Source organism: Streptomyces sp. NPDC006393, from assembly GCF_040628575.1.
GTDB lineage: Bacteria > Actinomycetota > Actinomycetes > Streptomycetales > Streptomycetaceae > Streptomyces.
In genome coordinates this window covers 1-15,149 of record NZ_JBEXZD010000090.1, presented here as the reverse complement: position 1 = coordinate 15,149, position 15,149 = coordinate 1, and the positions used below count along the sequence as shown (strand labels likewise).

The window sequence follows — 15,149 nt, the reverse complement described above, 5'->3', positions numbered from 1 at the left end:
GACGCCGCCCGCATCCTCACGACCCTCGCCAACGACACCACCCTGCCCGGCGACGACCGGGTCTCGGCCGCGCAGGCCCTGGGCGAGCTGGACGGGCACGCCGAAGACGCCGCCCGCCTGCTCATCTGCCTTGCCAGCGACACCACCATCCGCAGCCGTGCCCGCGGGTCAGCTGCGCAGGCCCTGGCCGAGTTGGACGGACATGGCGAAGACGCCACCCGCATCCTCGCCACCCTCGCCAACGACACCACCCTCGACCGCGAAGATCGGTTGTCGGCCGCGGAGACCCTGGCCAAGCTCCACGCCTAACCAGTCGGGATGCAGTGACGTTCGATAAGGGATCCCCCAACGAACGGCGGCCGTCGAAGACGGTGTCGGACCGGACCGCGGTGCGGCTGCGGGTCGGACACACCCTGACGATCATTGAGACCGGCCTCGCCTTCCTGCAGGACGCGCGGCGGCGCGGAGAGCTGTGCCAGCCTTTGGACTGGATCTCCGAGCCCTGCCGGTGGGCGGCGGTGAAGCCGTCATCCCGGACGCCCTGCTGTACTACCGGAGCGGCCGTGGAGGCGGCGACGGAGCCATGCTGCGGGCCTTCGTAGAAGTCGACCGGACCACCATGGGACCCGAACGGCTGGCCGCCAAACTCGGCTCCTATGCACGCCTCTACCACTACGTGTCCGCACCCGTGCCAGGCAGGCGGCAGCGGCAGGCCTTCCAGGAACCCTGGCAGGGACGGGAGGAATGGCGGCGGCACCGCCCGCTCCTCTCCCGGCTGCTGTTCGTACTGGACGGCACCGGCCCCGCCGGAATCACTACCCGCTTCAACGCGCTGCGCGCAGCCGCCGAGGACCCGGCGTTCACCGGCTTCCTGCGCGACGTCCCCGTGCTCGCGGCACCGCTGATCGACGTACTCGAGAGTGGCCCTGCCGAGCCCGTGTGGCACCCACGTCCAGGACCCGGGCAACACCGTCAGCTGGAGCCACTGACCGGGCCTGGAAACCCCCCGAGCAGCCCCTGCCCGCCCTGGTACATCGGCGCTCTGGCCCCTGCGGGGCATTGCAGGCTCTTGGTGGCCGAGGACCTGTGGCCTGGGGAGCATAGAAGGCTTGCCTGGAGTATGGGCAACCGTGCCGTCCTGAAAGGAGTTGATGCAGATGCCTGCCCCGTCTGCGGACAAGACTCCGGTTAGCGTCTGGCTCTACACCTATCAAGCGGCGCAGTTATAGCGGCTAATACAAAGAGCTGCACAGGCGGTGACAGCCGTGCCTGGGGCAGGGGTTGAGCGTTCTCCCCATGGGGAGCCAGACGGGCCCGTCACCCGTCGACCGTGGGCGGGCCGGCTCGAACGACGTGACCCAGCTCCTCCCCTTGCTCGACGCAATTCCCCTGTGCGGGGCCGCGTCGGACGGCCGCGCCGCAAGCCGGATTCGCTGTTCGCGGACCGCGCTATGACCATGACGTCTACCGTGATCAGGTCCACGCTCGTGGCATCTTTCCGGCGATCGCCCGGCGAGGAAGGCGTAGACGTCGGCGACGGGGCGCTCGATGCTGACAGTCTTGGTGACCGAGCGTGCGGTGGAGGGGGTGGTCTCACGGTGGTGCCTTTCACGGGGTGGGTGGCGCGGGGGGCTCTGGGCGGGCTTCCCCCACGAGGTGGCGTATCCAGGAGTCCGGCTGGCGGCGCTGGTCCGGTTCCAAGGTGGCGAAGAAGCGGGCGTCGTTGCGGTCGGCGATCTCCGCCAGCCTGGGAGCCAGGTCGCGGCCGGGGCATCGGTGAGTGTCAGCCGCACGGTGCGACGGGAGGCAGGATCCGGTTCTCGGATCATCAGGCCCTTGGCGGCCAGACGGTCGACAAGGCGGGAGACCGCGCCGGCATCGATGCCCATATACCGGGCCACCTCGCGGGTGGTGGCGGCGTCGCCTCGGTACAGGGTGATCAGGACCGCCCACTGGGAGACGGTCACGTCGTGCTTGACGAGTTACATGCCTGAGGTGTCTCTACCGCATCGACCTGGCCAAGCCGATCCGGCCTATCACCCTCGGCAAGAAGCTCGCGCTCGACAAGGCGATGGTAGCCCGGCAGACCTGCCCGAAATGCCTGCGGACGACGTACCACGCGTGCCTCCCTCGCAAAACGCTCGGCAGCTGCCTTCTCCCAACTACGGGCTGTGTCGGTGCCCCACCTGCCAGCTCATAAGCGAATGCTCAGCGTTGATACCCGTGAGCGCGCGCAGCACCGCTACAAGGTCCAAACGTGGAGGGCGTTGTCGACGTTGGACACGGTGTACCAGGTTCCGTCTCCGAGGGGCTTGGGCAGACCTGACACTTCGAAGGGGTAGGTGAGCTGGTCGATCAGCTGCATGCGGGCCGTATCGACGAGCCAGTGCCGGCCTGTGCCGAACTCCTCGTCGCTCTCGACGGTCCCGACGATGAGGGTGGTCTCGTCGAGGAAGCCTCCCTCGTAGTCGAAGAACGCCTGTGCCTCGTCGTCTTCGGCATCCTCTTCGATCGCGGGATGCTGGGGGACCGCGTCCGCACCCAGCTGGGCTACCACCGAGCCGTCGGTGACCCGATGAACGGCAAGGGTGTCCTGGTCATGGGTCACGGTGAGCAAGCGGTCTCCGCTGGGGCTCACGGCCAACAGGACACGGTCCTCGTCGCCGAAGTCGTCGACGACGAGGGCGTGACCATCCCACCGGCCCCACCTCAGAGGAGAGCCGTCCTGGCCTTCGCCGATGGTCAGACCCATCTGGCCGGGGTCCGGGTGCGGAACGTGGACGGAACCTGCCGCTGCCGTCCCCGTCTGGGCACGTGCCAGCAGCGTGCCGTCCGCAGCATTGATGACCAGCCATTCCTCCCCACGGCCACCGTCCGGGACCGCGTGCTCGAGAGGGCCGCTGACATGGGCCCACACGGTTTTTCCGTCTGCGGAGAAACCGACCGAGCCACTGTTGGCGTAGCGATGATCTCGGTCCTCTGCGTACTCGGTAAAGTCCATGTGCCCCGCGCAGCCTGCCCAGCAGTGGTGCCGCAACTCCCACCGCACGTTCCCTGAGCGATCAACGGCCCGGAGCGCGTGCGGTCCCGCGAAGACAGCCAGATCCGCGGCAGGCGACACCGCACATGAGCCGAACCGGCGTGGCCAAGGCGCCGGAAAGCAGGCGGTCGAGGCCATGGTCGACGGCTTGAGTTCCTGCACGATCAGCTCTGTGTCTCCTCGCTGCACCAGTAGCCGCGACGTGGGCCAGGACTCCAGATAGGGGCCGGCGTCAGACCTGGAGAAGGCCCTGGGGGCAGCGTGCGTAGTCACGGGGCGAGCAAGGTGCGGCACAGGGTCTCCGAAGGACTAGGAACTTCTGCCCTGACCCTACGACAAGCCGCTGACACCATCGACTCAGCGGACCTCGGACGTTGGTCCGCAACTGGGCAAGCTCGGCGGCGTCCGCGGCACGGAGTTCCTCGAGTCTGACGATCTGCCGGCGCAGGAGACCAGTCCTTGGCCGGCTGATGCCGGCGTACACGTGGTCCAAGCCCCTGCGGGGATCACCTCTCACGTGGTCGGGAGCCCTCGAGTTCCTGTTCAGACCGAGGGTCCCGCCGGCCGCTGAAGTCATGAACGACTATTCGGATGTCGGGCCACCGAGCCCTTCCATGAGGGACACGCATGCCCTGTACGGCGAAGACCAGCCACAACACAAGTCTGAACACAAAGCGTGAGGCGAGTGAGAGCGTTCTGCGGCATCGAGTGGGCCCAGCGACCACCACGACATGGCTGTCCTTGACGAAACCGGCTCGCTCCTGGCACGTCCTCGCATCGATGACACCATTGTCCGGGAAGACGTTGAACGGAGCCATCTGATGACACCGAACAGGATCAGGCTGCACATCGATCGTGACAGGGTCCATGCAGGGGACGATGCGTTCCCCGCCCCACCACACGATCCGTGAGACCCGTGCCATGCGCGGGGACATCACCGTCGGCGAAGCCCTCGACGCCATCACACACGGCAGCGACCGCTACCAACTGGTCTCCGTGGCGGGAGGAGCGACCTGGGCGCTGTACCGGGGGCCCGGGCGTCGAGAAGCCCTACGCGGACCGTGCTGTCGCGCTCGCCGTCATCGCAGAGCAGCCACACCGCTTCGGGGAATCGAGGTTGCTGGTCGATCCAGCCCCGTCGGAACCCGCGCCGACGGCCGCCGAAGGCGGCCTGGACCGCACTGAGCTGCGCCCACCGCCGTGCGCGCTCCCGATTGAGCTCGGCGGCGCAGGTGAAGGCGTCGAGGGTGCGGCGGATCCCCCTGGACAGGTGTCCCTGCTCGGCGAGGAAGACCGACCGGGACTTGGTCAGCGTGCCGCAGTCGTACGCCGGTCGCCCACCCAGCCCTTCGGGTCGACGGCCAGCCAGGGCTCTCGGATGCCCGCCAGGATGTTCCGCGCGTTCAGGTCGCCGTGGATGAGGGTGTCCGGCTGGTGGCGCGCGAGCTCACGCACCGTCGCCGTCGCGGCCTGCACCGTCCGGGACGGCTCGGTCAGCTGCCCGAACACCAGCGCATCCTGCACCTCTGCCGCCAACCTCACAAGGTGACGACCCTCGCCGAACGGCTGGGCATCCCTCTCGGCGTTGCCAGAATCCTCGTAGCCGATCTCGCGGAAGCCGGTCTCGTAGCCATCCAGTCGGACGCAGTACCGGCACGGCTCGGCAAGGGCGGCGGCATCGAGCTGCCGGAAGAGGCGACCAGGAGCACACTCGTCATCGACTTGGGCTCGCAGGTCCCCCACGGCAACGGCTCAGACTTCGACCTCGACGCAACCGCGATCGGTGCACAGGGAGGCAAGGTCTACTCGGATCAGTACTTCGTCTTCTTCAACAACCTGCACGTCCCAGACAACTCGATCGTCCACACCGGCAACGACTCAGACCGCGTTTGAGATCTGACATGGGACGATCGGTCGGTGACTCGACTCGTGAACCGTGACCGCTCCCTTGAGGAGCTTGAGCGCGACCGCTGGTCGGCCCCGTCGGGCGGTGAAACCCGGCTGATGGCGACCGTGCGTGAGCTTCGGCGCAAGCCGATCGGCGGCCTGACGGTCGAGGACATGCGGCTATTGATCAGGCAAAACGTGGGCCTTGCCTATCTCCTGCCCCTGGCGGTGGAGGTCCTCCGGATCGACCCACTGGCGGAAGGCGACATGTACGAGGGCGATCTGCTGGCCGCCGTGCTCACCAGGAGCGCGGAGGTCTGGAGAGAGTCCCCCGAACTCGAGCGGGATGTCCGTCTGATCGTCTCGGAGTTGGCCGATGCGCCGCCTGCCCTAAAACCCGAGGTTGAGGGGTTTTTGGCTCTGTAGCTCGCCGACGGCAGCTACCGTGGCGAGGGGCCGGCAGGCTGTCTACGAGGAGTTTCGCACGGTCGGCCGTGGGCCGGGACGCGTCGCAGCACGACCCCGGGTGAGCCGACGGACCATGACGCCGATCATGGCCCATCGAATCATCGTCTCGGAGTGGGCCGGACTGGTCTCGTAGTCCCGGGCCAAGCGCCGGTGGGCGGTGAGCCACGAAAACGTACGCTCTACCGCCCACCGCTTGGGCTGGACCTGGAAGCCGCGCTGGTCAGGGTCCTTGCGGACGATCTCCAGGTCGCGGCCGAGGATTTGTGCGGGCCACTCGACCAGGCGGCCAGCGAAGCCCTGGTCGGCCCAGACCTTCTTGACGCCGGGGTGGTCGAGCCTGGTCCATAGCAAAGGCCGCTTCGCGCCGTCGCGGTCCTGGATGCTCGCCGCGACGACGTGGACGGCCAAAAGCAGGCCCAGGGTGTCGGTGACGATGAACCTCTTGCGGCCCTTCACCTTCTTGCCCGCGTCGAAGCCTCTGGTGGCCGCGGGGACCGTGTCGGCCGTGCGGACTGACTGCGAGTCGATCAGGCCCGCGCTCGGCTCCACGTCGCGGTCGTCAGCTTCACGGACCTTGCCGCGCAGAGCGTCGTGGATGCGCTCGACAGTGCCGTCGTCGTGCCACCAGGTGAAGTACCAGTACACCGTCGGCCACGGGGCGAAGTCCTTCGGCAGCTGCCGCCAGGCACAGCCGGTCCGTACCACGTAGAAGATCGCGTCCACGATCCGCCGCCGCGGATGCTTTTCCCGACGCCCGCCCTTCGGGCCCACCCGCGCCGGCGGGAGCAAGGGCTCCACCAGCGCCCACTGGTCATCCTTCAGGTCAGACGGATACCCACCCCCACCACCGCTCACGGTGAGCTCAACGAACGCCTCAGCAACGGGACACGGCAGATCTCAAACACGGTCTCAGATGCCTACAACACCCTCACGAAGGTCCTCGGAGCCCTGCGAGCACACGACACGGACACCATCGAAGCCCTCGCCGACCCCCGCCTGCGCAACAGCCGTGGCGCGGACGAAGGCGAGGACGAGGAAGGCGAGTTCGCCAACGACGACCAGGACGATGGCGAGGGTAGGCGGCGGGAGCTGCTGACGGCTGCGGCGGCCGGGTTGCTGCGGTTCAGCGAGGAACGCGACCCCGCCGCCCTCGCCCAATTCGTGCGCCTGCGCGTCATCGACCCCGAACGTGCCTACTGGCGCCGCGGCATCGAAGCCGCCACCCGCTGGCTGAAGAAGACCGGCAACACCGAACTGCGCGTGCCCTACACCTTCGTCGCGCCCGAGGACTGGCCGGGCATCGGCGGGCATCCCACCGGGGTATGGGTCGCTGATCAGCGCCGCTACCACGCCGCCGGAACACTCGAGCCCGACCGCGTCGCCGAACTCGAGGCGCTCGGCATGGTCTGGTCGGTACAGGACACCGCCTGGGCCGAAGGCCTCGCCGTGGCCCGCTCCTACGCCACCGCACACGCCGGCATGCTCCTCCCACCGGCCACCGCGGTCTGGGACGGCTACCCCATCGGGACCTGGGCCAAGAACATGCGCGCAGCAGCCCGCAGGACGTTCCACAACGCCGAACGACGCGCCGCTGGCGAGACGGGCATCCCCTACGCCGGGGAGCTCCCGCAGAGCCGTCTGGAAGCGCTGGAAGCGATCGACCCGGGATGGTGCCCCCTCGGCTGGGACATCGCCTGGCAACGCACCTTCCGCCTCACCCACGCCCACCTCAAGGCCGGCGGAACCCTGCCGACGGCCACAGGCCAGATCATCGTCCAGGGCGAAGACCTCGGGACATGGGTCACGGCGCAGCGGCACGGCTGGGACAAGCTGCTGCCCGCCCAGCAGTGGCTGCTGGAAAGCACGCTCGGGCTGGAGCCGGCGGGCGAGGACGAACAGCCACCTGCACGCCGCTCGCAGAGTACGGCGTGGGCGCGGAACCTCGCCGCGGCCCGGCAGTTCCACGCACGCGAGGGCCACCTGACCGTCCCCCGCAAACACATCGAGGACGTCAACGGCGACTTGGTCGGGCTGGGCCAGTTCGTCAACAACGCCCGCCGGAGAGCCGCGACACTCAACCCGCAACGACGCGCCGACCTCGACCAGCTCGGCATGAGGTGGTGATGGTGAACGAGAGTGCCAGCCCGGTGCCGACCGGCGGGTCGCGCTGGCGAACGCTGAATACGCAGCGCTGGCTGGCAGCGCCGGGCGCGCGGGAACCGGACCTCGGTGGCCATTTCAAACTGATTGGCACGGGTCATGGTCGTCGTCGGCAGTGCGCGGATAGAGCCAGAGAACCTTTGTCTCTTGATCATCGAGCTTCCTTCTCGCGTTGCTCAAGCCACTCGAGGTACCAGGTCCGGAAGGTGTGACGGTTTCCGTTTGCATCGACGTACGGTTCGAAGGGCGGGTTGATCGCGCAGTCCCGGTCGCGGACCTCCCCGCGGTGCGGGCCGACGACGATGAGCCAGCCGGTCATTCCGCATCCGTTGTCGCTGATCAGGATCGCGCCCCGCCCGCGTTCCAGATGCCAGACCTCCTCGCCGTCGTCGCCGAAGACTTTGCGGTAATCGTCCAAATAGTCCTCGTCCTCGTCACGGGCAGTGGGTTCATACCCAGCGGCGCGAAGGGTCGCTATCTGCTGGTCAGCCCAATCTTCCGTCTCGACGAACGGCCCGCTGGAATCCAGCAGCCAGGGATGGTTCTCGTCGCCGTCCCAGACCCATCCCCACTTCCCATCGATTCGGCGCAACGAGGTCAGCCGGAGTGCCGGTCCGGGGCCGCCGGCCCCGACCTCCGCCAGAAACGCGCGGTACTCGTCGGGCAGAGCGACACCGAACTGTGCTTCGGCCTCAGCGATCTCGGCGCAAGTCAGGACAGGTTCGAACGTCGGGTATCGAGACGACCCTCGGCCACGAGCCCGACGTCCGGCCTCTTCCACTGCGATGACGCGTTCCCGGACTGCCGACCAGTCCATCTGCGTGTTCACGGCTCTCCTATCGACGGCGAGCACGGGGACACTAGCGCCAGCCACTGACATTGAGCATCCCTCTGGGCTGTGCTGGGCTTCTCGTCTCCACCGTGGTGGGGAAGAAGCGCGACCGGGACCATCCCCGCGGACGCGGGGAGCACGGCGTCCTGTTCGGCATCGCCCTGTCCGGGACGGAACCTGAGCGTGCATAACTCGAGTGACGACGGGCTGTGGTCGCGCTAGCGTGCGGCGGTGATCAGCAATGAGGGAGTACGCCTGGGGGCGGAGGCCGCACGTCGTCTGGCACAGAGAGGTCTCTATGAGTTCGAGCCGGGGCTGACGGATGCCGAATTCACTCGCATCGAGCGCGAGTACGGCTTCGAGTTCGCGGACGATCACCGTGCGTTCCTTGCGGCCGGCCTCCCGGTCAACGTCCCTCCCGAGGAGGGGCAGACCTGGTCCAGGCCCTGGCCGGAGTGGCGCGGCGGTGATCTGGACAGCTTGCGCCGACAGCTCGACTGGCCGGTCGAGGGTGTTCTGCTCGATGTTGAGCACAGCGGGTTCTGGTACCAGGGCTGGCGGAAGCGCCCAGTCGACGGGATGGCGGCGCTGGATACGGCCCGGCGTCATCTGGCGAAGGCGCCAGTGCTGGTGCCCGTGTATGCCCACCGCTACCTGCCCGCCGGCCGGGGAACCCCCGGGCATCCGGTGCTCTCGATGTGGCAGACCGACATCATCTATTACGGCTTGGACCTGGCCGACTACATGCACCGCGAGTTCGACGAGGCACGGGGCGAGGCCGACGACAGGTGGAACCCGCGAGCGACAGTCCCCTTCTGGCGAGACCTCCTCTGAGCCCGGGAAAACGCGGGCCTGCAGTGGGCACGCTCGGCTTGGGAAGCTCGTAGCCCATCGCGCGGAGCTGGTCGGCAGGCACGTCAGTGGAGGCGCCAGCTGTGCTTCGGCTTCCTGTAGCCAGGGGGTTGGGGACAGCCCATCATGTCTTCCTCGTCGAGGTGCCAGGGAGTGCTGTAGTGGGCCGTGCTCAGCGGCCACACAGTGGTGGGTGGCGGTGGCTTTCGGCAGGTGCTCTTACGCAACGCCGCCCAGCGCCTCGGCCTCATCCACAGCCAACCGCAGCTCGTACGACCCACCGAACCCGCCCCCACCCGAAGGACACGACCGGCGCAGCAACGGCACAAAGACAGCGACAAGACGCTCATAACGCGGATCACCAGCAAACGAAGGCACACACTGAGCGTAGCCATGCCTCCCACTCCCCCACCCAGAATCCACCTACTCCCGCCCACACGAGCGTCATCCACCCCACCCGGGAAACGACAACAGCCTTCACCGACCAGATGACACCATCACCACCAACCACCCACCAAAAACGTCCCCGTAGCAGTGAAAACAGATGACGCCACACCATGAAAAAACCACGACGCCCATCAGCCAGGCCGCTACGGCCGTACATGAAGCCTTCCGCGCCAAACTGAGATCCCTGCTCACCGACCGGGAACTGCACGGACGCTGGACACTCGTGGTCCTGCAGACCTCCGACGGCCGGCTGACGGTCGAAATCCCGGGGAACCTCCCAGAAGACGCGCACACTGCCCTGGAGCGGGACTTCGTCAGCCTCATCGAAGGGGCTCGCGGTCGTTCGACCATTCGGATCGTGTGGCACGCCCGCAAGCGCAAATGGAAACGCGTGCGGAGGTAAGCAAAATCGGATCGGAGCCGGCGGACAAGAACGAACAGCCGCCCGCACGGCGTTCCCAGAGCGCCGCGTAGAGCTCGTAACACGATCTTGTTAGGCGTCCCTGGCTGGTCGTGACCGGTGTGACGACGGCCGAAGGCGGTTGTCGACCTGGCCGGTCAGGGCCGGGATGGTGGCACCGTGCCTGGACTCCCCACCAGCGGCCGACGAAGCCAACAAACGGAAGTGTGGCAGCCATGGTAGGGAGGGCGCGGAGACGACGTGCAAGGATGCCAGGATGTCTCGCCGATCACGCCTTCTGTCGTGGGCCGCCGTAGCGACCTTGTCTGCCGCACTGCTCAGCCTCCTCCTCTACGCCTTGGACGACAAGCCTGACAACGAGGTCTTCCCAGTCAGCACGGAAGCCACGTCACCCGCGGTGGCTCGGACGGCGCGTGAGCATCTTCACCTGTCCCGCCCATCGGGGAAGGAGAAGACGGTGCGGATGACGGTAGACGGCATTCTGCGCGAACAGCACTACAACACTATTACGGGCACTCTGGACTTTCTCAACGATGAGGGCGAGGTCGTCGACCGGGTTCCCTTCCATCAAGGGGGTCTCGCCGAAGGACCGATAGAGAGCTCGACCAGCGAGCACACTCCGAACCAGCGCGTCGAGGACATCACATCGGTCAAGCTTGGACCCGGCCTAAAACTTTCACAGTGGCGCGACAAGCCGTAAGAGCTCGTAACACCATCATGGTCGAGGCTTCTTGAGGCGTCGCCAGCAGATCAGGCTGCAAGCCAGAGAGACGAAGGCGTCGTGGAGTTCGGTGCGTCGTTCCCATCGCACGGCAAGACGCTTGAAGTGGTGGAGCAGGGCGAAGGTCTGCTCGACGGCGTAGCGGAGTTTGCCCAGGCCCTTGATGTTCGGGGCGCCCTTGCGGGAGATCACGGGCTGGATCGGCGCTTGCGGAGTTCGTCGCGGTTGGGGTTGGAGTCGTAGCCCTTGTCTCCGAGCAGGGCCTCGGGGCGTCTGCGCGGACGGCCGGGGCGGCCGGCGACGGGCGGGATGCCGTCGACCAGGACGAGGATCTGAGTGACGTCGTTGACGTTGGCCGCGGTGGTGACGACCTTGAGGGGGGACCGCGTCCGTCGCAGATCAGGTGGTGTTTGCTGCCCGTCTTGCGCCGGTCGACCGGCGACGGACCAGTGTCGGCACCCCCTTTTTTTCGCGCGGATGTGGGAACCGTCCACACACGCGCGAGACCAGTCGAGTTCGCCAGCGGCGTTCAGCCTGGCGAGCAGAATGCGGTGGAGCTGGTCGAAGACACCGGCCTGCTGCCACCGTTCGAGGCGGCGCCAGCAGGTCTGTCCGGAGCCGAACCCCAGCTCCAGCGGCAGCAGTTGCCAGGCTATGTCGTTGTGGAGGACGTACAGGATGCCCTGCAAGCGCAGCCGGTCGTCCACCGGCCGGGGCCCCGGCGCGCGCTCGGGCCAAGGCGGCAGCAGCGGCTCGATCAGCGCCCACAAGTCGTCGTCCACGATCCACGGCCGAGCACTCGCATCCTCACGAACGGCTGAATCAACCGACCGGTCACGCCCGACCCGGACATCTCAACAAGATCGTGTTACGAGCTCTAAGGGATGCCGAGCCAGCGACGCGCCGCGGCACCGTCTGCCGGATGCCCGATTTCGCCCGTCGCCACCCACTCAGCAAACTTTCGAAGGACTTGTGAATGGACTGGATCCTTCAGGACGAACGCACTGATTGCGGACTCCCAGGTAGTCCCACAGGAAAGCACTGAACCATCAAGAGAGAGCATGCGGAACTCAGGCCGACAGTACCCGCTGCCGAGCAGGCCTGAAGCACCTATCCCCATGATGTCCCAAGAGTCCTGCAATTCCACGCAGATCCACTGTGCAGGACCATCCGCCTCAAGAGTGAGCGCTACCAGGAACCGGTGATCGGCCTGAGTGAAAAGGCCTGCTTCGACCGAAAGTCGGTACCATTCTGCGTTCGCTTTCTCAAGCAGCAGCGGATCGCCGATATCAATTAGGGATTCGGTTCGGCCATCCTCGGGAGGACAGCTCGGCGCCTGGCCACTGACGAGAGCGGGCATGAGTCCACTCAGGTCGCCGCATTTCTCCAGCACCAGAAGTCCCGCTGCAGCAAGAGATTTTTTCAGTTCCATTTCATCCGTCTCGGGATCACGGTCGCGGTACATACTGGGCGAGGAGATTGGCGTAGGGGTACTCAATTACATTATTGTAGTTGTGGTTGAGCACATACCCAACGCCCCCGTCGCTTCGCACAAGCACACGAGTCTGGCTCGTGGCCGAGCCCACTCCCGTGAAGTTCGTCGCATTATACCAAGGGCTTTGGGTGTTGCCATTCGCGTTGAACCAGTCGGGCCCGTCGCTGTTGATCCGCTGCGTGACCGTACCTCTTTCAATGCCGTTCACAGTGTTGTGGACTTCCCTCGGGATTTTCGCCCACGCATCTCGTCCGGAATTGATCCGCTTTCGCACCTCGTTCGGGTGGTACGGGTCGCCCTCGAATGCCGGTGAGACGGGTTCGGCTTCAGGAGCCCTCTCCGGGAACTTACCGCCCGCTATGAGCTCGTAACACGATCTTGTTGTGATCCGCGGTGTGACTGAGCACTTCAGTTGCCGCTCGGTCGTTCAGGTGGCACTTTGAGCGCTGGTCTCGCACGGGATGCCGGGCCACAGGGGATGGTCTCTTGAAGGAGCGGATCACGTGAGTGCCAGCGAGGGACGGGAGCACTGGGAGTTGTTGCCCGGAGCCGGAGTGGGGCCGCTGCGGTTCGGGATGAGCCCGGTCAAGGTTGCCGACGCCCTTGGAGTCTCTGAGCCGCAGAAACTGGTGGGCGGTCTCTACGGGCAGGAAGATTTCGCCGATGGGGTGAAGGTGTTCTACGACGCAGGCAAGTTGGCGTGCGTTGCTCTGGACGCGGTCACGGGTCCGCAGGTCTTGCTAGCGGGCTTTGCACTGGCCGGCCGCGATCCCGAGCAGGCGCACCACTTGCTTCTTGACTACGCCGCCGAGCACGGGAGTTGTCTGATGTACACCCTCGATCACTCCCTCGCCCTGACCGATCTGGGGGTTCTGCTGCGCTCACAGGAGGTCGGCGGCGTGCGGATGTCGCGGCCGGTCTTCGTGAAGGAGGACTGGTTGGAGTCGGAGTACTACCGCGATCGCCTTCCTATGGAAGGCGTCCCGGCCACCGACGAATCGCCCTGGCAGTCGTAGATGCGCGTGCCGCTGCCGCAGCGGGACGGCGTGACCGGTGTGACGATTCGGCCGTTTGGGAGGGCGTGAGTGTTCGACCGTGGATTGTGGACGATGACCTCTGGGCGTTGATCGAGCCGCTACTGCCGCCATGGCCACAGAAGGCACCCGGTCCGAAGCCGGTGGATGACCGGTTGTGCCTGCAGGGCATCCTGTATGTGCTTTACAACGACGTCAGCTGGCAACTGCTGCCGCTGGAGTTGAGGTTCGGCTCCGGACAGACCTGCTGGCGCCGACTGAGCCGGTGGCACGAGGCCGGCGTCATCGAGAGCTGCACCACATCCTGCTGGCCGAGTTGCACGCGGCCGACGCCCTGGACTGGACGCGTGCCTGCGTGGACGCCTCCCACATTCGCGCAAAAAAGGGGGCGAGGCCACCGGCCCGTCTCCGGTCGACCGCGGGAAGACGGGCAGTAAACACCACCTGATCTGCGACGGGAACGGCACCCCGTTCAAGGTCATCACCACTGCGGCCAATGTCAACGACGTCACCCAGACCATCGCCCTGGTCGACGGCATTCCGCCCGTCGCCGGGAAGTCGGGCCGTCCACGCAGACGACCCGACGCACTTCTGGGTGACAAGGGCTACGACAGCAACCCCAACCGGCGCGAGCTGCGCAGACGTCGCATCCTGCCGGTGATCTCCCGCAAGGGTGCCCCGAACATCAAGGACCTCGGCAAGCTCCGCTACGTCGTCGAGCAGACTTTCTCTCTCCTGCATCACTTCAAGCGCCTGGCCGTCCGCTGGGAGAGACGCCTCGACCTGCACGACGCCTTCGTCTCCCTGGCCTGCAGTCTCATCTGCTGGAGACGCCTCAAGAAGGCCTGCTCATGATCGTGTTACGAGCTCTAAATGAACGTCTCCACAACACTGCACCGGAAGCAATACGGCGATAGCGCCCCATGTGTCTCTCTTGACTGATCGAACAACTGGGGATGCCGCCAGCCGTTTCCACACTACCTATATGTCGCCGCAGTTGACATCAGCGTTGATTAGGCGTTAGTGAAGAGCAACCGTTAGAGTCGCCGCCGCAGGCTCTCACGCTGCCTGCGCCCCTTCCCCATTGCCAAGCCGAGTCCCATAACCACGGCCCCAAGCGCGATCATCCAGTAGATCTCGGTCATCATGCCGGCGATCAGCGGGAGAAAGCCGACCGGAATCAGCCAGCGGAACCACGCACCGGCGGGGAGCCTCAATGCGTCCCACACGAAGAGCGCGAGAAGCGCGACTATTACCACGACTCCAATTACAGGAATTCCTGCGGGAGTCACATTTACACTCAAGAGCACATAGTTCACGAGAAATCTCCACTTCCACCGATCCGCCCGGCGCCGTCCGAGTGATCGGCGCCGGGCGGTCGGTTGGTATGGACTAGAGGGCCCTACCAGCCCAATGTTCCCCATACTAGGGCTGACGTTTGCTGGTATAGCCGTGCTTGGCCAGCCCGATTGGATACGTTGTAGAGGAAGGGAAGCCCGCCCTTCACGAATAGTGCCGGTTCTCGCACGGCGTTGACACGCCACCCGACGGTATCGAACGCAACGCCGGTCCCAAATGCCGCCCAGTCCTTCTTGGTCTTGTCGCTCTGGGCAAAACTAATTCCGCGATTTGCAACTGAGAGCGCGAAGGCAGTACCAGCTATTGGGGCACATGCCCCGGCTGTACCCACCGTACAAGGGAGTGTCTTGTTTTTCGTGTAAGCCCTGATGTTGATGCTTCTCGTGGTTGATTCGGGTGTTACTGATTGTCGATGACGCGGTCGCCGTAGAAG

14 protein-coding genes and 7 pseudogenes are annotated in these 15,149 nt (G+C 65.9%); 12 read left to right on the top strand and 9 right to left on the bottom strand.

Going from position 1 to position 15,149, the window contains the following annotated elements:
- The 3 genes and pseudogenes from ABZ484_RS28860 to ABZ484_RS28850 all read left to right on the top strand — a co-directional run.
- Positions 1 to 309: pseudogene (locus ABZ484_RS28860) on the top strand (ATP-binding protein); the annotation flags it as partial.
- A gap of 163 nt (positions 310 to 472) precedes the next feature.
- Positions 473 to 1,192 carry a replication-relaxation family protein gene (locus ABZ484_RS28855; protein WP_358868853.1) on the top strand — a complete coding sequence of 240 codons (720 nt, stop codon included), beginning with the start codon at positions 473 to 475 and terminating at the stop codon, positions 1,190 to 1,192.
- Between the two features lie 107 nt (positions 1,193 to 1,299).
- Positions 1,300 to 1,519, top strand: a pseudogene (locus tag ABZ484_RS28850) (transposase); the annotation flags it as partial.
- A 265-nt stretch (positions 1,520 to 1,784) separates the two neighbouring features.
- Here the strand turns inward: ABZ484_RS28850 and ABZ484_RS28845 are convergent.
- From ABZ484_RS28845 to ABZ484_RS28835, 3 genes and pseudogenes are all read right to left on the bottom strand, one after another.
- Positions 1,785 to 1,967: pseudogene (locus ABZ484_RS28845) on the bottom strand (MarR family transcriptional regulator); the annotation flags it as partial.
- 275 nt (positions 1,968 to 2,242) lie between these two features.
- Complete coding sequence (locus ABZ484_RS28840) at positions 2,243 to 3,202, bottom strand: hypothetical protein (RefSeq protein ID WP_358868852.1); 960 nt, start codon at positions 3,200 to 3,202, stop codon at positions 2,243 to 2,245.
- Positions 3,203 to 4,175: 973 nt separating this feature from the next.
- A pseudogene (locus ABZ484_RS28835) lies at positions 4,176 to 4,516 on the bottom strand (aminoglycoside phosphotransferase family protein); the annotation flags it as partial.
- On the opposite strand from ABZ484_RS28835, the pseudogene ABZ484_RS28830 reads away from it, so the two are divergent.
- The 3 genes and pseudogenes from ABZ484_RS28830 to ABZ484_RS28820 form a co-directional block, all read left to right on the top strand.
- Positions 4,454 to 4,630 (top strand): annotated as a pseudogene (locus ABZ484_RS28830) (DUF742 domain-containing protein); the annotation flags it as partial. The pseudogenes ABZ484_RS28835 and ABZ484_RS28830 overlap by 63 nt on opposite strands.
- Positions 4,607 to 4,915, top strand: a pseudogene (locus tag ABZ484_RS28825) (TerD family protein); the annotation flags it as partial. The pseudogenes ABZ484_RS28830 and ABZ484_RS28825, both read left to right, overlap by 24 nt.
- Before the next feature lie 42 nt (positions 4,916 to 4,957).
- The gene (locus tag ABZ484_RS28820) at positions 4,958 to 5,353 is read left to right on the top strand and encodes a contact-dependent growth inhibition system immunity protein (protein ID WP_358868851.1); all 396 of its coding nucleotides are present in this window, start codon (positions 4,958 to 4,960) and stop codon (positions 5,351 to 5,353) included.
- Positions 5,354 to 5,395: 42 nt separating this feature from the next.
- Here the strand turns inward: ABZ484_RS28820 and ABZ484_RS28815 are convergent, their stop codons facing one another.
- The gene (locus tag ABZ484_RS28815; RefSeq protein WP_358868850.1) at positions 5,396 to 6,250 is read right to left on the bottom strand and encodes an IS5 family transposase; all 855 of its coding nucleotides are present in this window, start codon (positions 6,248 to 6,250) and stop codon (positions 5,396 to 5,398) included.
- Between ABZ484_RS28815 and ABZ484_RS28810 the strand changes: the two genes are divergently transcribed.
- Positions 6,134 to 7,519, top strand: a complete 1,386-nt coding sequence (locus ABZ484_RS28810; protein ID WP_358868849.1) for a helicase associated domain-containing protein — start codon at positions 6,134 to 6,136, stop codon at positions 7,517 to 7,519. The genes ABZ484_RS28815 and ABZ484_RS28810 overlap by 117 nt on opposite strands.
- Positions 7,520 to 7,706: 187 nt before the next feature.
- On the opposite strand, the gene ABZ484_RS28805 is transcribed toward ABZ484_RS28810, so the two are convergent.
- Entirely contained in the window at positions 7,707 to 8,384 is a 678-nt protein-coding gene (locus tag ABZ484_RS28805; RefSeq protein ID WP_358868848.1) for an SMI1/KNR4 family protein, read from the bottom strand.
- A gap of 234 nt (positions 8,385 to 8,618) precedes the next feature.
- Between ABZ484_RS28805 and ABZ484_RS28800 the strand changes: the two genes are divergently transcribed.
- The 3 genes from ABZ484_RS28800 (at position 8,619) to ABZ484_RS28790 (ending at position 10,807) form a co-directional block, all read left to right on the top strand.
- On the top strand, positions 8,619 to 9,221 hold the full coding sequence (locus ABZ484_RS28800; protein WP_358868847.1) for a hypothetical protein: 603 nt from the start codon (positions 8,619 to 8,621) through the stop codon (positions 9,219 to 9,221).
- A 562-nt stretch (positions 9,222 to 9,783) separates the two neighbouring features.
- Entirely contained in the window at positions 9,784 to 10,089 is a 306-nt protein-coding gene (locus ABZ484_RS28795) for a hypothetical protein (protein ID WP_358868846.1), read from the top strand.
- A gap of 274 nt (positions 10,090 to 10,363) precedes the next feature.
- Positions 10,364 to 10,807, top strand: a complete 444-nt coding sequence (locus ABZ484_RS28790; protein ID WP_358868845.1) for a hypothetical protein — start codon at positions 10,364 to 10,366, stop codon at positions 10,805 to 10,807.
- 15 nt (positions 10,808 to 10,822) lie between these two features.
- Here the strand turns inward: ABZ484_RS28790 and ABZ484_RS28785 are convergent, their stop codons facing one another.
- The 3 genes from ABZ484_RS28785 to ABZ484_RS28775 all read right to left on the bottom strand — a co-directional run bounded on the left by ABZ484_RS28785 (position 10,823) and on the right by ABZ484_RS28775 (position 12,293).
- Positions 10,823 to 11,020, bottom strand: a complete 198-nt coding sequence (locus tag ABZ484_RS28785; RefSeq protein WP_358868844.1) for a hypothetical protein — start codon at positions 11,018 to 11,020, stop codon at positions 10,823 to 10,825.
- Positions 11,017 to 11,610, bottom strand: a complete 594-nt coding sequence (locus ABZ484_RS28780) for an IS5 family transposase (protein ID WP_358868843.1) — start codon at positions 11,608 to 11,610, stop codon at positions 11,017 to 11,019. Before ABZ484_RS28780 ends, ABZ484_RS28785 begins: the two co-directional genes overlap by 4 nt.
- Before the next feature lie 95 nt (positions 11,611 to 11,705).
- Positions 11,706 to 12,293: a hypothetical protein gene (locus ABZ484_RS28775; protein ID WP_358868842.1), complete on the bottom strand. Its 588-nt coding sequence runs from the start codon at positions 12,291 to 12,293 to the stop codon at positions 11,706 to 11,708.
- Between the two features lie 533 nt (positions 12,294 to 12,826).
- On the opposite strand from ABZ484_RS28775, the gene ABZ484_RS28770 reads away from it, so the two are divergent.
- Both ABZ484_RS28770 and ABZ484_RS28765 read left to right on the top strand, forming a co-directional pair.
- On the top strand, positions 12,827 to 13,339 hold the full coding sequence (locus ABZ484_RS28770; protein WP_358868841.1) for a hypothetical protein: 513 nt from the start codon (positions 12,827 to 12,829) through the stop codon (positions 13,337 to 13,339).
- Positions 13,340 to 13,404: 65 nt separating this feature from the next.
- A pseudogene (locus ABZ484_RS28765) lies at positions 13,405 to 14,209 on the top strand (transposase); the annotation flags it as partial.
- A gap of 185 nt (positions 14,210 to 14,394) precedes the next feature.
- On the opposite strand, the gene ABZ484_RS28760 reads toward ABZ484_RS28765, so the two are convergent.
- The gene (locus tag ABZ484_RS28760; protein ID WP_358868840.1) at positions 14,395 to 14,676 is read right to left on the bottom strand and encodes a hypothetical protein; all 282 of its coding nucleotides are present in this window, start codon (positions 14,674 to 14,676) and stop codon (positions 14,395 to 14,397) included.
- Positions 14,677 to 15,149 lie beyond the last annotated feature (473 nt).